Origin of the sequence: Corynebacterium sp. MSK006, assembly GCF_030232385.1 — a bacterium.
Classification (GTDB): Bacteria; Actinomycetota; Actinomycetes; order Mycobacteriales; family Mycobacteriaceae; genus Corynebacterium; species Corynebacterium frankenforstense_A.
Genome location: NZ_JASPJZ010000006.1, coordinates 14,396 through 31,246, shown reverse-complemented (window position 1 = coordinate 31,246; position 16,851 = coordinate 14,396). Strand labels below are relative to the sequence as shown.

The following is a 16,851-nucleotide window of genomic DNA, read 5'->3' as shown; positions in this document are numbered from 1 at the left end:
CCCCTCAGCAGCCTTCCCCGGCTACCGCTTCCCCCGGTCGCCGAGGAAGTTCTGGGCGATCCCCATCGCCTGGTCCGTCAGCTCCTCGCGCCGGCGGCGCTGCTCGGCACGCTTCTCCGCGACCCGCAACCGTTCGGCGGAGTAGATCTCCCGCAGACGCGCCCGCTCCAGCTGCGCCGGGGAGGGGGCGTACCAGGAGTCCGGGCCGACCTTGGCCACGTAGAGCAGGATGAAGACCACGGGCACCAGCGCGAGCGCGACCGTGAGGATCGTCGCGCCGGCCACGCCCGGGACGGTGGCGCCGACGACCGTGCCGGCGATCCCCGCGACGGCGCTGAGCAGCAGTGCCGCGGCCCGGGGGTGCTGGCCGCGCTTGCGGGCCGCGGCGATCTCGCTGGCCGAGTAGACCGCCTCGCCGGCCTCGCCGGCGCGGAAGACGCTGCGCGGCAGGTCGGTGAAGAGCACGTCGAGCTCGCGGCGTACCTGCGCGGCGGCGGCCGCCTGGCAGCGGGAGTCGTACTCGGTCAGGTCCAGACGCCCCTCGGCCATCGCGCGGCCGAGCGCGGACATGGCGGCTGAGCGGTCGGCGTCGGAGAGCCGGACCTCCGGGGTCCTGGGGTTCTGAGGGGTCACGTCAGCGAGTCTACCGGGTCCCGCGCCACCGGTCATCGGGGAAAACCCTGATCCGGCGACCCACCGCGCCACCTCTTCCGCGCCGTCACCGGCGCCCCGCCCGCACCCCCGCGCCGCCCCGCCCACACCCTCCGCACCACCCCCGTCTTACGGAGAGGCGAGCCTCAGCACACTACACGTGGCCACCCCCCGCGATTCTACCCTCGGTATATGAGCCCCATCGCCGCGAAGAACCCCCGCAGGATCGCGCGCCCCGACGTCCGGCAGCTGGACGGCAGGACCGAGTTCCCCGACCGCGTGCCCGACCACATGGCCGCAGGCACGCCTGAGCCTCTCAAGAGCGACCTGATCCGCCTGCTCGGCGAGGACAAGGTCCTCCACCGGGCCATCGACCTGGTCCGCTACGCCACCGACGCCTCGCCCTACCGCATCCTGCCCCAGGTGGTGGTCACCCCGGAGACCACCGACGACCTGGTCAAGCTGATCAACTACACGCGCGGCACCGGCCGCCACCTCACCTTCCGCGGCGGCGGCTCCTCGCTCAACGGCCAGGTGCAGACCGACGAGATCCTCGTCGACATGCGCCACCACTTCCGCGGCATGGTCCTCGAGGGCACCGTGCTGCGCGTGCGCCCCGGCGAGGTCCTGCGCAACGTGCAGGCCGTCCTCGCCCGCTCCGGGCGCCGCTTCGCCCCCGACCCGGCCAGCGAGTCCGTGGCCACCATCGGCGGCATCCTCTCCAACAACTCCGGCGGCATGCGCTGCCCGCCGGAGCAGGACAGCTACCACAGCCTCGAGTCCGTGCGCCTCGTGCTCGCCTCCGGCACCGTCGTCGACACCGGCGCGCCGGACGCGGACGCGAAGCTGGCCGCCGCGGAGCCGGAGATCCACGCCGGCCTGGCCGCCCTGCGCGACGAGATCCGCGCCGACGAGAAGCTGGTGGCCCGCCTGCGCCGCAAGTTCACCATCCGCAACACCAACGGCCTGCGCCTGGACGCCTTCCTCGACGAGGACCAGCCGGTCAAGATCCTCGGCCGCCTCATGGTCGGCTCCGAGGGCATCCTCGGCTGCATCGACGAGGCCCGCCTGCGCACCCTCGAGCTGCCCACCAAACGCGCCGTGACCTGGGTGATGCTGCCGCGCCTCGACCTGGCCGCCGGCTACGTCGCCGACATCGTCGCCGCCGGCGCCGCCGCCTGCGAGCTGCTCGTCTCCCCGGTGCTGCGCGAGTCCGTGGGCAACTTCGCCGGCGCCGAGGAGTCCTGGGCCGACCTCTCCGACGACGACTCCGCGCTGCTCGTCGAGGTCGCCGGCCGCGACGAGCGGGAGCTCGAGGAGAAGATCGCCGCGGTGCGCGAGGTGCTCGCCGAGGCGGAACTAACCAGCCCCCTGGAGTTCATGTACGACAAGGTCTCCATGGACCAGGCCTGGGAGATCCGCGGCGGGCTCATGCCGCTCTTCTCCACGACCCGCCCCGACGGCTCCGCCCTGCTCACCGAGGACGCCTGCTGCCCGCCGGCCGAGGTCGGCGCCGCCTCGAAGGACCTGATGGACCTTTTGACCTCCTTCGGCTACCCGCCGATGGTCATGGGCCACGCCGCCTACGGCAACCTGCACTTCTTCCTGACCCCCAACTTCGAGGACGAGAACGCCCGCGACGAGTACGCCCGCTTCATGCAGGCCTTCGCCGAGCTGATCCTGGACAAGTACGACGGCTCGATGAAGGCCGAGCACGGCACCGGCCGCAACATGGCCCCCTTCGTGCGCCGCGAGTGGGGCGACCACATCTACGAGCTGTTCTGGCGCGTCAAGAAGCTGCTCGACCCGCAAGGCGTGCTCAACCCGGGCACCAAGCTCAGCCTCGACGACGAGATCGCCATGCGCGACTTCAAGAGCTACCCGCGCATCGAGGAGGTGGCCAACGCCTGCATCGAGTGCGGCTTCTGCGAGTCCGTCTGCCCCTCGCGCCACGTCACCGTCACCCCGCGCCAGCGCATCGCCCTGCGCCGCGAGATGGCCCGCCAGCCCGAGGGCTCCCCGGTCCTCGACGCGCTGCACGCCGACTACGGCTACGACGCGGTGGACATGTGCGCCGCCGACGGCACCTGCGCGATCGCCTGCCCGATCTCCATCGACACCGGCGCGATGATGAAGCAGTTCCGCGCCCTCGAGGCCACCGAGACCGCCGACCGCATCGCCCTGGCGCTGGCCAAGCGCTGGGAGACCGTCGAGGCCGCCGCGCGCACCGGGCTCGGCACCGCCGACATCGTCACCCGGGTGCTCGGCAAGCCCGCCGGCACCGCGCTCGTCTCCGGGATCACCTCGCTGGCCCGCAAGGTCGTGGCCACCGACCTGATGCCCTCGGCGGAGAACGGCCTGCCGCCCGCCGCGAACGCGACACTGCCCGAGACGACCGCCCAAGGCGCGGCCGCCGTCTACTTCCCGGCCTGCATCAACCGCATGTTCGGCCGCTCGATCGGGGAGAAGTCACTGGCCCAGACGCTCGTGGACCTCTCCGCGCGCGCCGGGCGCCCCGTCGTCATCCCCGACGACGTCGCCGGCTCCTGCTGCGCGACCCCGTTCTCGTCGAAGGGCTACAAGCCCGCGAAGAAGTACATGTCCGAGCAGCTCGCCCGCGACCTGATCCGCTGGTCGGACCACGGCCGCCTGCCCGTCGTCGTCGACGCCGCCAGCTGCACACACAACATCCTCGACGAGATCCCCGGCCAGCTCGACGGCGAACTCGCCGAGCAGTTCGGCAAGGTCCGCGTCCTCGACGCCGTCGAGTGGGCCCACGACGAGCTCGTGCCCGCCCTCGAGGTCACCCACCGCGCCGGGCGCGTGGCCGTGCACCCGAACTGCTCGCTGCAGCACATGGGGTTGGCCGACGAGCTTGTCGACGTCGCGCGCTTCGCGGCCACGGATGCGTTCGTCCCGCACGGCGCGGCGTGCTGCGGCGCGGCCGGCGACCGCGGCCTGCTGCACCCTGAGCTGCTCGAGGCGGCCACCCGCGACGAGCGCGCCGGCCTGAAGACCGCGGAGGCTGACATGGCCGTCGACGCCTACGTCTCGGCCAACCGCACCTGCGAGGTGGGTATGGAGCAGGTCACCGGCCGCGACTTCGAGCACGTGCTCTACCTGCTCGACGAGGCCACCCGCCCGGACTAGGCCCGCCCTAGACGCAGACGGGCACGCCGGTGGCGCGGCGCGTCAGCTCGCGCCACTCCTCGAGCCCGCCGACGGCCTCGCCGGGCCCGGCGGTCCAGGTGGTGTGGGCCAGCCCGCGCTCGTCGAGCAGGGCGGCCAGGTCGCCGGCGCCCGCCGGTTCCACGCGCCCGAGCGAGTCCAGGAGGGCGGCGGTGTCGGCGTGGGTGCCGGAGATGCCCGGGACGGTGCTCAGCACGGCGTCGTAAATCGAGGCCAACTCGGCGGCGGTGACGTCGCGGCCCACGGTGACGTTGCCCAGCAGGCGCACGCGGTCGGTGCGGAACCAGCGCAGCAGGCCGGCGGGGGCGGGGCGGGCGTCGATGAGGTCCACACACAGCGGCGGCAGGGCTCGGGCGATCCTGTCCGCGGCGACGATGCCGGCCGGTCCGGCACCGACGACCGCGACGCGGGGTACTGCGACGTCGGTCATCGTGGGGTCCTTTCCTAGACTGGGTTGTCTGTTAATTTAGCACCGCGGACGCAAAAACCGCGCGTTTTCATTCAGGATGCGACTGTGGGATGTTTCATTCACTCTGTTAGCGTCACCTAAAAGGCCAGCGCAACGTCTGTAACCGACTATAGGCCATGTGGTCCACGGTTGAATAGACCGAGCGGTATTCCTAGGGTGTGTCGCATCCCACTGAACACGTCTCCGCACCCTGAGGAGCGGCACCCATGGCACCCACCACCACCAAGGTCCGAGAGCGCACGCGCACCCCGCGCAAGAAGAAGCCCGAGGGCCAGTGGAAGATCGACGGCCGCGAGCCGCTCAACGACGACGAGCGGATCAAGCAGGCCGACCCGGCCTTCGCCGTGCGCCAGCGCGTCATCGACGTCTACTCCAAGCAGGGCTTCGACTCCATCGACCCGGAGGACATCGCCCCGCGCTTCAAGTGGCTCGGCATCTACACCCAGCGCCGCCAGGACCTCGGCGGCGAGTACACGAGCAAGCTGGAGAACTCCGAGCTGCAGGACCGCTACTTCATGATGCGCGTGCGCTTCGACGGCGGCCTGGCCAGCCCGGAGAAGCTGCGCGCCGTCGGCGAGATCTCGCGCGACTACGCCCGCTCGACCGCCGACTTCACCGACCGGCAGAACATCCAGCTGCACTGGATCGAGATCGAGAACGTCCCCGCCATCTGGGAGAAGCTCGAGGGCGTCGGCCTGTCGACGATGATGGGCTGCGGCGACGTCCCGCGCGTCATCCTCGGCTCGCCCGTGGCCGGCGTGGCCGCCGAGGAGATCATCGACGCCACCCCCGCCATCCGCGAGATCCAGGAGAAGTACCTGCACAGCGGCGAGTTCGACAACCTGCCGCGCAAGTTCAAGACCGCCATCTCCGGCCACGCCCGCCAGGACGTCACCCACGAGATCCAGGACATCTCCTTCGTCGCCTCCGTGCATCCCGAGCACGGCCCCGGCTTCGCCTGCTTCGTCGGTGGGGGGCTGTCCACCAACCCGATGCTCTCGAAGTCGCTCGGCGTCTGGGTCCCGCTCGAGGAGGTCGCCGAGGTCTGGGCCGGCGTGGCCGGTCTCTTCCGCGACTACGGCTTCCGCCGCCTGCGCAACCGCGCGCGCCTGAAGTTCCTCGTCGCCCAGTGGGGAATCGAGAAGTTCCGCCGGGTCCTCGAGGACGAGTACCTGCACCGCCGGCTCATCGACGGCCCCGAGGTGGGCACCCACCCCGGCTACCGCGACCACATCGGCGCCTACCCGCAGAAGGACGGCAGGTTCTACCTGGGGACCAAGCCCACCGTCGGCCACACCAGCGGCGAGCAGCTCATCCAGATCGCGGACGTCGCCGAGCGCTTCGGCGTCACCCGCATCCGTACCACCCCGGAAAAGGAGCTGCTCTTCCTCGACGTCGAGCGCGAGGACCTGGCGGAGCTCTCCGCGGCCCTCGACGAGGTGGGCCTCTACGCCCACCCCTCCGAGTTCCGCCGCGGCATCATCTCCTGCACCGGCCTGGAGTTCTGCAAGCTCGCCCACGTGACCACCAAGGCCCGCGCCATCGAGCTCGTCGACGAGCTCGAGGAGCGCCTCGGCGACCTCGACGTCCCGTTGAAGATCTCGCTCAACGGCTGCCCGAACTCCTGCGCCCGCACGCAGGTCTCCGACATCGGGCTCAAGGGCCAGACCGTCACCGACGCCGACGGCAACCGCGTCGAGGGCTTCCAGGTCCACCTCGGTGGCTCGATGAACCTCGACCCGAACTTCGGCCGCAAGCTCAAGGGCCACAAGGTCATCGCCGACGAGCTCGCCGACTACGTCACCCGCGTCGTCGGCCACTTCAAGGAGCAGCGCCACGAGGGCGAGCAGTTCCGCGAGTGGGTCGTGCGCGCCGACGAGGAGGACCTCAAGTGAGCCTGCGCCGCACGCCGAACCCGAACCGCAACCACCCGCTGTACTGCCCGTGGTGCGCCGGCGAGCAGCTCTTCCCGGCCGAGGAGAGCGAGTTCGCCTGGAAGTGCTCCGACTGCACCCGCGTCTTCGAGGTCCGCTACTTCGGCCAGGACGACCCGCCGCACCGGCCGGCTCCGGCGCGCTCCACCTCCGCCGCCCTGGTGGACTCCTTGCGTCGGCACGCGGGGAACTCCGTTCTCGGTGGCGCTGCGGGTACCCCCGAACGCTGACACACTGACCGACGCACCCCGACCCGAGAGAAGAAGAGAAAGGATGCCACCGTGACGAGCGTGAACCTGCTGGGCAACAGCTCCCGCGGCGCGCACTACCGCGACCCCGAGGTCTCGCCCGAGGGGCCCCGCGAGACCGAGCCGCTGAGCCCCGAGACGGCCGCCGCCAACGAGCAGCTGGTCGACGAGTGGGCCGACCGCCTCCACGACGCCCCCGCCGACAAGATCATGGAGTGGACCCACGAGCACGCCCCGGGCGCGATCGCGGTGACGATGTCCATGGAGAACACGGTGCTCGCGGAGCTCGCCGCTCGGCACCTGCCCGAGGCGGACCTGCTCTTCCTGGACACCGGCTACCACTTCGAGGAGACCCTCGCCACCGCCCGCGCCGTCGACGAGCGCTACGAGCTGCCCCTGGTCACCGCCCGGCCGATCCTCACCCGCGCCGAGCAGGACGCCACCTACGGCCCGGACCTCTACCGCTCGAACCCGACGGCCTGCTGCCGCATGCGCAAGGTCGAGCCGCTGGCCCGCCAGCTCTCCGGCTACGTCGGCTGGGTCACCGGCCTGCGCCGCGCCGACGGCCCGACCCGCGCGCACGCCCCGGCCCTCTCGCTCGACCACACCGGCCGGCTGAAGATCTCCCCGATCATCACCTGGACCCTCGAGGAGACCCAGAAGTTCATCGACGCCAACCACCTCGTGGAGAACCCGCTGACGCACCAGGGCTACCCGTCCATCGGCTGCGCCACCTGCACCCTGCCCGTCGCCGAGGGCAAGGACCCGCGCGCCGGGCGCTGGGCCAACTCCACCAAGACAGAATGCGGACTGCACTCATGACCACCACCACGACGATTACCCCGCTCTCCCCGCACCTGAAGGAACTCGAGGACGAGTCGATCCACATCCTGCGCGAGGTCGCCGGACAGTTCGACCGCACCGCGCTGCTGTTCTCCGGCGGCAAGGACTCCGTGACCGTCTTCGAGCTGGCCCGCCGCGCCTTCGCCCCGGCGGCCGTGCCCTTCGAACTGCTGCACGTCGACACCGGCCACAACTTCCCGGAGGTCCTGCGCTTCCGCGACGAGCTCGTCGAGCGCACCGGCGTGCGCCTGCGCGTCGCCCGCGTCCAGGACTGGATCGACCGCGGCGACCTCGTCGAGCGCCCCGACGGCACCCGCAACCCCTGCAGACGGTCCCGCTCGTCGAGACGATCGAGGAGCAGGGTTACGACGCCGTGCTGGGTGGCGCCCGGCGCGACGAGGAACGGGCGCGCGCCAAGGAGCGCGTCTTCTCCGTGCGCGACTCCTTCGGTGGCTGGGACCCGCGCCGCCAGCGCCCCGAGCTGTGGGACCTCTACAACGGCGGGCACCTGCCGGGCGAGAACATCCGTGTCTTCCCGATCTCCAACTGGACCGAATTGGACGTCTGGGAGTACCTGGGCGCCCGGAACATCGACCTGCCGGAGATCTACTTCGCCCACAACCGCGAGGTCTTCGAGCGCGACGGCATGTGGCTGACCCCGGGCGAGTGGGGCGGGCCGCGCGAGGGCGAGGAGCTGGTCACCCGCCGGGTGCGCTACCGCACCGTCGGCGACATGTCCTGCACCGGCGCGGTGCTCTCCGAGGCGTCCACCGTCGACGAGATCCTCGCCGAGATCGCCACCTCCACCCTCACCGAGCGCGGCGCGACCCGCGCGGACGACCGGCTCAGCGAGTCGGCCATGGAAGACCGTAAGAAGGAAGGCTACTTCTGATGACGACCGCCACCGCCCCCGCGCACGCCAGCGACGCCCTCGCGGACCGCGAGACCCTGCGCCTGTGCACCGCCGGCTCCGTCGACGACGGCAAGTCGACCTTCGTCGGCCGCCTCCTGCACGACACCCGCTCCGTGCTCGCCGACCAGCTCGCCAGCGTCGAGCGCACCAGCGCCGACCGCGGCTTCGACGGCCTCGACCTCTCGCTGCTCGTCGACGGCCTGCGCGCCGAGCGCGAGCAGGGCATCACCATCGACGTCGCCTACCGCTACTTCGCCACCGACCGGCGCACCTTCATCCTCGCCGACACCCCGGGGCATGTGCAGTACACCCGCAACACGGTCACCGGCGTGTCCACCAGCCAGGTCGTCGTGCTGCTCATCGACGCCCGCCACGGCGTGGTCGAACAGACCCGCCGCCACCTGACCGTCGCCGCGCTGCTCGGCGTGCGCACCGTCGTGCTCGCCGTCAACAAGATCGACCTCGTCGACTTCGACGAGCAGGTCTTCCGCGACATCGAGTCCGACGCCCGCGCCGTCGCCGACGACCTCGGCATCGACGACCTCAAGGTCGTGCCCATCTCCGCCCTGCTCGGCGACAACGTCGTCGAGCGCGGGGAGAACATGGACTGGTACACCGGCCCGACCGTCCTCGAGATCCTCGAGGGCGTCGAGGTCGCCCGCGGCCGCGCCAACGACCTGGACTTCCGCTTCCCGGTCCAGTACGTCATCCGCGAGCACGCCTCCGACTACCGCGGCTACGCCGGCCGCGTGAAGGCCGGCACCGTGCATGTCGGCGACACCGTCACGCTGCCCGAGGGCCGCGAGGCCGTGGTCGCCCACATCGACACCCCCGACGGCGAGGTCGACTCCGCCACCGCCGGCGATTCCGTCGTGCTGCGCCTCGACCGCGAGATCGACATCGTGCGCGGCGACCTCATCGCCGGCCCCGGGCGCCCAGCGGACACCCGCCGCTTCGCCGCGACTGTCGTGGGCTTGAGCGACAAGGAGCTCACCCGCGGCAAGCGCGTGAAGATCCGCTACGGCACCAAGCTCACCCGCGGGCGCGTCACCTCCGTCGACAGCCTCGTCTCCATTGACGACGCCGCGCCCGTCGCCGAGGGCGCCGACCTCACCGTCGGGCTCAACGACATCGCGCACGTCACCGTCGACGTCGCCGAGGCGTTGCCCGTCGAGGACTACGCCGCCCGCGGCGCGGTCGGCTCCTTCCTCGTCGTCGACCAGGCCGACGGCGACACGCTGGCCGCCGGACTCGTCGGGACCAGGCTGGGGTGAGACCGTGGAACCGCTGCTGATCACACTCTCGCACGGCTCGCGCTGCCCCGGCGCCGACCGGGGCAGCCGCGCGCTGACCTCCGCGGCCGCCGCGCGCTGCGCCACCACCGGGGTCTCCGCCTTCCTCGAGCTGGCCACCCCCTCGCTGCCCGAGGTCGCCCGGGTCCTGCCCGCCGGCACCCCGGCCGTCGTCGTGCCCCTGCTGTTCAGCGCGGCCCACCACGCCAACGTCGACGTCCCCGCCGCCGTCGCCGCAGCCCGCGACGCGGGCCTTAAGGCCCGCGCCACCCACGGCCTCGGATTCGGTTCCGAGACCGCGGGGGTGCTGCGCGACGTCGTCAATTCCGAGGCGCCGGCAGGCGCCGACCTGGCCCTCTACTCGGTCGGGTCCTCGCACGCCGACGCCAACGCTCAAGTCCAGGAGCTCGCCGCCGAGCTCGGGGAGCTCACCGGGCGCACCGCGTCGTTGGTCACCGCCACCAACGGCCCCGACCCCGCCGGGCGGCTGGCCGAGCTGGCCGCCGCGGCCGGCCCGCGCGGGCTGCACCTTGTGCCGCTCTTCGTCACCTCGGGCCTGCTGCTCGACCGGCTCGTGCGCGCGCTGCCGCGCGTGCAGGACGCCACCGGGGTGACCGTCACCCGATCCGGCCCGCTGGCCACCCGGCTCGCCGACGTCGTCGCCGCCCGATTCCGCTCGGCGCTCATCTACGCATGACTCCCTGAAGGAGACCCGACCATGACCACCCTCATCCTCATCGCCCTCGCCGGGCTGGCGGCGCAACTCGTCGACGGGGGCCTGGGCATGGGCTTCGGCGCCACCTCGACGACGATCCTCATCGCCCTCGCCGGCCTCGGCCCGGCCCAGGCCAGCGCCGTGGTGCACACCGCGGAGATGGGCACCACCCTGGTCAGCGGCGTGAGCCACTGGCGCTTCGGCAACGTCGACTGGCGCGTCGTGCTGCGCCTCGCGGTGCCCGGGGCCGTCGGCGCCTTCCTCGGCGCGACGGTGCTGTCCAACCTGCACGCCGACGCCGCCCGGCCGATCACCGCGACCGTGCTCACGGCCATCGGCGTCAACCTCGTCTGGCGCTTCTCGCGCGGGCGCGTGCGGCGCACCTACTCCGGGCGCGGGCACTCCACGGGCTTCCTCGGCACCCTCGGTGCCTTCGGCGGCTTCATCGACGCCACCGGCGGCGGGGGCTGGGGCCCGGTGACCACCTCGACGCTGCTCACACTCGGCAAGACCGAGCCGCGGCGCGTGGTGGGCACCGTCAACACCGCCGAGTTCCTCGTGACCACCGCCGCCGTCGCCGGCTTCGTCGTCGGCCTGTGGGAGGACCTGGTGGCCAACCTCGCAGCCGTGCTCGCGCTGCTGGTCGGCGGCTGCATCGCCGCGCCGGTCGCGGCCTGGCTCGTCTCCCGGATGAACCCCGCAGCGCTCGGCGGGGTGGTGGGCACGCTGCTCGTGCTGCTTAACCTGCCCGTGGTGCTCGCCCCCTTCGACGTCACCCCCGGCGTGCTCTGGGGCCTGCGCCTGGTGGTCCTCGTCGTCGGCGGCTCGCTCGCCCTGCGCGGCTGGCTGCGGGCGCGGGCGGCGCTGGCCGCCGAGCCCGAGCGGCGGACCACCGTCAACGCCGAGCCAACGGGCACGCTGCTCGGCGATCCGCGTTAGGGCTGCGGGGCGCGTTGAGGCGGTGCAGGGTCAGATCGGTGCAGGTCGCGGTGGGGGCGCCCCGGCACGCGATAGGATGGGGCCCATGAGCGGGCGCGAGGAACTCCTTGACCTGGCCGGCCGGTGGGCTGGCCTGTTCAAGCTGCTCGGGGACCCGACCCGCCTGCGCCTGCTGGCGGTGATGCACCACCGCGCGCCCGGCACCGCCACCGTCACCGACCTCGCCGAGGCCACCGGGGTACGCGTGGCGACGGCCTCCGCCGCGCTGCGCGCGATGGAGGCCGCCGGTGTGGTCAGCGGGGAGCGCGTCGGCCGCGAGGTCCGGTACACGCTGGACAACTCACGCATCCACGACGTGCTCCACCACGTGGGGTTCTCCCACGACAGCTACTCCCACGAGAAGCTGGACTAGCCCTCGATCGTCTTCTTCGGCTCCGAGTGGGTCACCGAGATCTTGCGGCTCTTCGCGCGCTCGGCCAGCGGGAGGGTGACCGTCAGCACGCCGCCGGAGTAGTCCGCGGTGACGTTCTCGTTGTCCACGGAGTCGCCGACGGTGACCTGGCGGCGGTAGGTGCCCGTGAAGCGCTCGTTGGTCACCCACGAGGTGCCGTCCTCGTCGGTGCCCTCACGCACCGTCGGGCCGGTGGAGCGCTCGGCCGAGATCGTCAGCACACCGTTGTCGATGTCGATGTCGATGCTCTCAGGGTCGACACCCGGCAGGTCGGCGTTCAGGACGTAGTTGTTGGCCTCCTTGTAGAGGTCCAGCGGCATGAAGCGCGGGGTGCGCGAGGTGGCGCCGGCGCCGCTGCCGAAGACCTGGCGGGCCAGGTTGTCGAGCTGGGTGAAGGGGTCGTACTGGACGAGTGCCATGATGTTCTCCTCTGCGTCTCTCAAACTTGCTTACACCCTACTCAACTCTTAGCGGCCAAGGTTTATTCCGGGACCCTCAACCTTTTGTTTTCAGGCCGGTCAGCGGCCCGCTAATTCCGGACCCTCCGGCCTCCGGCGGCGGGCCGGTGCTCTGAGGTCCTATGCTTGGTCGTGATGAGCGCCCCGCGGTGGCGGGTGTCCGCGCGTGCCGCAGAGGAGGAACCGTATGCGCAAGGGCCTGGTCGAACAGGGGATAGACCGCATGCTCGACGGCATCTCCTCCGGGGACTTCACCTACGGGGAGGCGCTGCCGCCCGAGGCGGAGTTGGCCGCCTATCTCGACGTCTCGCGTCCGACCATGCGCGAGGTGATCCGCGTGCTCGCCGACCGGGGCGTCGTCCGCGTCGTCCACGGCCGGGGCACCTACCTGGCGGACCGGGGGGAGTGGAATGACATGGCCACCCTGGTGCAGGTCGTCTCGCGCAGCATGAGTCCGCGCGAGGTGGGGGAGTACCTGGTGGAGATCCGCCGGATGATCGAGGTGGGGTCTTGCGGGCACGCCACCCGACGCGCGACCGCGGAGGATCTCGCCGAGATGAAGCGCCAGCTGGAGCGCTACGAAAAGGCGAGCGCGGCCGGTGAAGCGGAGACATGCACCGAGGCCGACCTCGCCTTCCACTGGCAGATCTTCCGGGCGACGTCCAACCCCTTCCTGACCGCCATCATGCGGCCCCTCGACGAGGCGCTCGCCGAGTCCCGGGAAAAGACCAGCGCGGTGCCGGAGATCCGCGAGCGTGCCATCCGGCATCATCGGCGCATCTACGAGGCGATGGTCGCCGGCGACGAGGAGGGGGCGAAGAACGCCATGCGTGCGCACATGTGCCAGACGCGTGCGGACATCGTCGCGCACCTCGACTGAGGCTGAATAGTCCCGCCGGCTCCCTCAAAGGGGCCCTTGTCAGCGTCATTTCCGTCGAGTAAATTCGGCGCCAGACCTCAGAGGTCTAACGACAAAGGAGTGACATGCCCCGGAAGACACTCGCGGAGCTCATCGAGGGCTACCCCGCGAACGCACCGATCCCGGCCGCCGACGTCCGCGCCGCCGCGGCCGCCAACCCCGACGAGCCCGTCTTCGTCGTGCTCGACGACGACCCGACGGGCACCCAGTCCGTCGCGGACCTGCCCGTGCTGACCCGCTGGGAGCGCGAGGACCTGGACTGGGCCTTCGCCCAGGACGCCCCGGCCGTCTACGTGATGACCAACTCCCGGTCGCTGGCCCCGGAGGACGCCCGGGCCGTCAACGTCGACGTCGCGCGCGCCGCGCTGGCCGCGGCCGCCGACCGTGGCATCCGCGTCGCCTTCGTCTCCCGCAGCGACTCGACGCTGCGCGGGCACTTCCCGCTGGAACCGGACACCCTCGCCGACATCGCCGCCGAGCACGGCGAGCAGGTCGACGGCGTCGTGCTCGTCCCGGCCTTCGGCGACGCCGGACGCGTCACCGTCGGCGGCGTCCACTTCGCCGGCGACGCGGAGGGCTACGTCCCTGTCGCTGAGACCGAGTTCGCCCGGGACGAGACCTTCGGCTACACACGCAGCGACCTTGCCGGTTGGGTCAAGGAGAAGACCGGCAAGGCCGTGCCCGCCGACGACGTGCTCGAGATCCGGCTCGACACCGTCCGCGCCGGCGCCGACGCGGTCGCCGCGGCGCTCGCCGACGTGCGTGGCCGCCGCCCCGTCGCCGTCGACATCGTCACGGAGGACGACCTGCGCCACCTGTCCCTGGGGCTCATCGCGGCGGAGCGCGCAGGCCGGCGGTTCATCTACCGCGTCGGCCCGCCGTTCCTGCGTGCACGCATCGGCCAGGACGTCCCCGCCCCGCTCGACCCCGCTGCCGTGGCCGCGGCTCGGCGTTCCGACGGCGCGGTCGGTGGCCTCATTGTCGTCGGCTCCCACGTCCCGACGACGACCCGCCAGCTCGCCCGTCTCCTCGAGGCCGACTCCGCGACCGTCGTCGAGCTCGACGTGACCGAAGCCCTCGGCGAGGGCGGGGCGGCGTATCTGGCCGGGCTCGTCGGCCGCGTCGTCGCCGGGTTGGGGTGCGGCAATGTCGTGCTGCACACCTCCCGCCGACTGGTCACCGGCAAGGACGCCCAGGATTCGCTGGCGGTCGCCCGCCGCGTGTCCGATGCCGTGGTGGAGGTGGTCAACTCCACGGTCCACCGCGTCTCGCCCCGGTTCGTCATCGCCAAGGGCGGGATCACCTCCTCCGACGTCGCGTCCCGCGGCCTGGAGATGACCCGTGCGCAGGTAGTCGGCCCCATGCAGCCGGGGATCATCTCGATGTGGCGCCCCGTCGACGGCCCCGCCGCCGGAGTGCCCTACGTCGTCTTCGCCGGCAACGTCGGCACCGACGATTCCCTGGCCGAGGTCACCGCCACCCTCTCAGGCAACTGAACACCCCGTCATCCAACCGCGATCTAAGGAGAACCCCATGACCAATGTGACCGTCACCGTCGTCGGCCTCGGCGCGATGGGCCTGCCCATGGCCACCAACCTCGCACGCACCTTCCATGTGCGGGGCGTCGACGTCCAGGAGGCGCGCCTCGAACTCGGCCGCGAGGCCGGCCTCGAGGTCCACACCGACGCCCCCGAGGCCGCGCGGGGCGCGGACGTCGTCCTGCTGGCCGTCCGCAACCAACATCAGCTCGAGGCCGCGCTCTTCGGGGAGAAGGGCGTCGCCGACGAGCTGGCCGCGGGCGCGACCGTGATCCTGACCTCGACCGTGGGCATCGACGCGATCGCCGCGGTCCGGCCCGGCCTGGCCGAGCGCGGCATCCACCTGGTCGACGCCCCGGTGTCCGGTGGGCCCGCCCGCGCCGGCGAGGGCGACCTCCTGGTCACCGTCGGCGCGGACGACGCCGCCTGGGAGGCCGGACACCCGGTCCTCGACGAGATGGCCTCCACCCTCTACCGCGTCGGCGACGAGGCCGGTAAGGGCCAGGCCATGAAGACCGTCAACCAGCTGCTCTGCGGGATTCACATCGCCGCCGCAGGCGAGGCCATGGCGTTGGCCGGGAAGATGGGCCTGAACCAGAACGAGGCCCTCGAGGCCCTGATGTCGGGTGCCGCCTCGTCCTTCATGCTCGGCGACCGTGGCCCGCGGATGCTGCAGGCCTACGACGAGACTCCGGCGGAGGTCAAGAGCCGCCTGGACATCTTCGTCAAGGACATGGGCATCGTCGTCAACGCCGCCCGCCGCGCCGGGATCGGCGTACCGCTGGCCGCGGCGGCGGAGCAGACCTACCTTCACGGGCTGACCCTCGGGCTGGGGGCCGCGGACGACTCCTCGGTCATCCGGACCGTCACCCCTGAGGATCCCGCCGGGGAGGGGAACTCCGAGAGGAGCGACGGATGACCGGCGGGGCGCTCCTCGGGCTGGGGCTGGCGGCCGTCGCGCTGCTGCTCGTCCTGGTCATCTGGGTGAAGATGCCCGCCTTCGTGGCGCTGATCGTCGTCGCCCTCGCCACCGCGGTCGCCTCCGGCGTGCCCCTGACCGAGTCCGTGGGGGTGGTCACCGGAGGAATCGGCGACACGCTCGGTTCGGTGATCGTGGTCGTCGGCCTCGGCGCGATGCTCGGTCGGCTCATTGAGGTGTCCGGCGGCGCCGACGCACTGGCGCTCTACTTCACGGTGCGCTTCGGCAAGGCCCGGGTGGTCGCCGCCGTCACCGCGGCCGCGTTCATCCTCGGCATCCCGGTGTTCTTCGACGTCGGGTTCATCATCCTCGCGCCCATCGTCTTCGGCTTCGCGCGCACGGCCGGATACCACCCCCTCAAGATCGGTCTGCCGGTGGCCGCGACGATGCTCACCGTGCACGTGGTGCTACCCCCGCACCCGGGGCCTGTCGCCACCGCGGAGATTCTCGGCGCCGAGCTCGGCACCGTGCTCGCGGTCGGCCTGCCGCTGTCCGTCATCGCGGTCGTCGGCGGGTACTTCTGCTCGAAGCTTGTGCCGGTGGGGAGGTTCGACCTGCTCGACTCGCCGGCCACCGAGACCCCGCCCCCGGTGGAGAACCCGCCGAGCGCGTGGACGGTCATCGGCCTGATCCTCCTGCCGATCGTCCAGATCCTGGTCGGCACCGCCGGTGTCCTGGCCACCGACGAGGGGACCACCGCCCATTCGCTGGTCAGCTTCGTCGGCTCCGCGCCGGTGGCGCTGCTGACGGCGGTGCTCGTCGCGTGGGCGGTGATCGGGCACCAGCGCGGGTGGAGCCTGGACAGGGGCTCGAGCGTGCTCGACTCCTCGCTGCCGGCGGTCGCCGTGATCATCTTCGTCACGGGAGGCGGCGGCGGCTTCGCGGCCGTGCTCACGGAGTCCGGCATCGGCCAGGTGCTCTCGGATCTTCTGGTGGCCACCGCGATGCCGCTGATCCTGATGGCCTACCTGCTCTCCCTGGCGTTGCGCGCGGCGCAGGGTTCGGCGACGGTCGCGATGCTGACCACCGCGGGTCTGCTGGTCACCCCGATCGCAGGCGCGGGGCTGGACCCGCTGCACACCGCCCTGATTGCCATCGCCATCGGGTTCGGCGCGTTGGGCGTCTCGCACATCAACGACTCCGGGTTCTGGATCGTCACCCGCTACCTCGGATTGAGCGTCAAGCAGGGTCTGCAGAGCTGGACCCTGCTGTCCACGGCTTTCTCCCTGATCGGATTCATTGCCACCGCCGGCGTCTACGTGCTGGTCTGACGCCCCCGTACGCGCAAGCCCCGCCGACCGCAAGGTCGGCGG

At 71.7% G+C, this 16,851-nt stretch carries 15 protein-coding genes and 1 pseudogene; 13 read left to right on the top strand and 3 right to left on the bottom strand.

Translation table 11 applies throughout. The annotated features are described in order from the left end of the window. Positions 1 to 21 precede the first annotated feature (21 nt). Positions 22 to 633, bottom strand: coding sequence for a DUF1707 SHOCT-like domain-containing protein (locus QQA02_RS05155; protein WP_284773685.1), 612 nt, complete (start codon positions 631 to 633; stop codon positions 22 to 24). 210 nt (positions 634 to 843) lie between these two features. Between QQA02_RS05155 and QQA02_RS05150 the strand changes: the two genes are divergently transcribed. Next, positions 844 to 3,801: an FAD-binding and (Fe-S)-binding domain-containing protein gene (locus QQA02_RS05150; protein ID WP_284773686.1), complete on the top strand. Its 2,958-nt coding sequence runs from the start codon at positions 844 to 846 to the stop codon at positions 3,799 to 3,801. 7 nt (positions 3,802 to 3,808) lie between these two features. Here the strand turns inward: QQA02_RS05150 and QQA02_RS05145 are convergent, their stop codons facing one another. Then, on the bottom strand, positions 3,809 to 4,270 hold the full coding sequence (locus QQA02_RS05145; protein WP_284773687.1) for an NAD(P)-binding protein: 462 nt from the start codon (positions 4,268 to 4,270) through the stop codon (positions 3,809 to 3,811). Between the two features lie 245 nt (positions 4,271 to 4,515). On the opposite strand from QQA02_RS05145, the gene QQA02_RS05140 reads away from it, so the two are divergent. From QQA02_RS05140 to QQA02_RS05105, 8 genes and pseudogenes are all read left to right on the top strand, one after another. Further along, positions 4,516 to 6,204 carry a nitrite/sulfite reductase gene (locus tag QQA02_RS05140; protein WP_284863502.1) on the top strand — a complete coding sequence of 563 codons (1,689 nt, stop codon included), beginning with the start codon at positions 4,516 to 4,518 and terminating at the stop codon, positions 6,202 to 6,204. Next, complete coding sequence (locus QQA02_RS05135) at positions 6,201 to 6,473, top strand: hypothetical protein (RefSeq protein WP_284773689.1); 273 nt, start codon at positions 6,201 to 6,203, stop codon at positions 6,471 to 6,473. The genes QQA02_RS05140 and QQA02_RS05135 overlap by 4 nt, the downstream gene beginning before the upstream one ends. A gap of 51 nt (positions 6,474 to 6,524) precedes the next feature. Next, on the top strand, positions 6,525 to 7,313 hold the full coding sequence (locus QQA02_RS05130) for a phosphoadenylyl-sulfate reductase (RefSeq protein WP_284863500.1): 789 nt from the start codon (positions 6,525 to 6,527) through the stop codon (positions 7,311 to 7,313). Continuing rightward, positions 7,295 to 8,226: pseudogene (cysD, locus tag QQA02_RS05125) on the top strand (sulfate adenylyltransferase subunit CysD). The gene QQA02_RS05130 and the pseudogene cysD overlap by 19 nt, the downstream one beginning before the upstream one ends. Then, positions 8,226 to 9,521: a sulfate adenylyltransferase subunit 1 gene (locus QQA02_RS05120; RefSeq protein ID WP_284863499.1), complete on the top strand. Its 1,296-nt coding sequence runs from the start codon at positions 8,226 to 8,228 to the stop codon at positions 9,519 to 9,521. The pseudogene cysD and the gene QQA02_RS05120 overlap by 1 nt, the downstream one beginning before the upstream one ends. A 4-nt stretch (positions 9,522 to 9,525) precedes the next feature. Then, entirely contained in the window at positions 9,526 to 10,236 is a 711-nt protein-coding gene (locus QQA02_RS05115) for a sirohydrochlorin chelatase (protein ID WP_284863498.1), read from the top strand. A 21-nt stretch (positions 10,237 to 10,257) separates the two neighbouring features. Beyond that, positions 10,258 to 11,193: a sulfite exporter TauE/SafE family protein gene (locus tag QQA02_RS05110; RefSeq protein WP_284773694.1), complete on the top strand. Its 936-nt coding sequence runs from the start codon at positions 10,258 to 10,260 to the stop codon at positions 11,191 to 11,193. 85 nt (positions 11,194 to 11,278) lie between these two features. Beyond that, complete coding sequence (locus QQA02_RS05105) at positions 11,279 to 11,605, top strand: ArsR/SmtB family transcription factor (protein ID WP_284863497.1); 327 nt, start codon at positions 11,279 to 11,281, stop codon at positions 11,603 to 11,605. Here the strand turns inward: QQA02_RS05105 and QQA02_RS05100 are convergent. Continuing rightward, on the bottom strand, positions 11,602 to 12,063 hold the full coding sequence (locus tag QQA02_RS05100) for an Hsp20/alpha crystallin family protein (RefSeq protein ID WP_284863496.1): 462 nt from the start codon (positions 12,061 to 12,063) through the stop codon (positions 11,602 to 11,604). The two genes, QQA02_RS05105 and QQA02_RS05100, sit on opposite strands and share 4 nt — an antisense overlap. A gap of 226 nt (positions 12,064 to 12,289) precedes the next feature. Here QQA02_RS05100 and QQA02_RS05095 point away from each other — a divergent pair, with 226 nt between their 5' ends. The 4 genes from QQA02_RS05095 (at position 12,290) to QQA02_RS05080 (ending at position 16,809) form a co-directional block, all read left to right on the top strand. Beyond that, on the top strand, positions 12,290 to 12,982 hold the full coding sequence (locus tag QQA02_RS05095) for a FadR/GntR family transcriptional regulator (protein ID WP_284863494.1): 693 nt from the start codon (positions 12,290 to 12,292) through the stop codon (positions 12,980 to 12,982). Positions 12,983 to 13,086: 104 nt separating this feature from the next. Continuing rightward, the gene (locus tag QQA02_RS05090; RefSeq protein ID WP_284773698.1) at positions 13,087 to 14,517 is read left to right on the top strand and encodes a four-carbon acid sugar kinase family protein; all 1,431 of its coding nucleotides are present in this window, start codon (positions 13,087 to 13,089) and stop codon (positions 14,515 to 14,517) included. Positions 14,518 to 14,554: 37 nt separating this feature from the next. Next, complete coding sequence (locus QQA02_RS05085; protein ID WP_284773699.1) at positions 14,555 to 15,478, top strand: NAD(P)-dependent oxidoreductase; 924 nt, start codon at positions 14,555 to 14,557, stop codon at positions 15,476 to 15,478. Next, entirely contained in the window at positions 15,475 to 16,809 is a 1,335-nt protein-coding gene (locus tag QQA02_RS05080; protein ID WP_284773700.1) for a GntP family transporter, read from the top strand. Before QQA02_RS05085 ends, QQA02_RS05080 begins: the two co-directional genes overlap by 4 nt. Positions 16,810 to 16,851 lie beyond the last annotated feature (42 nt).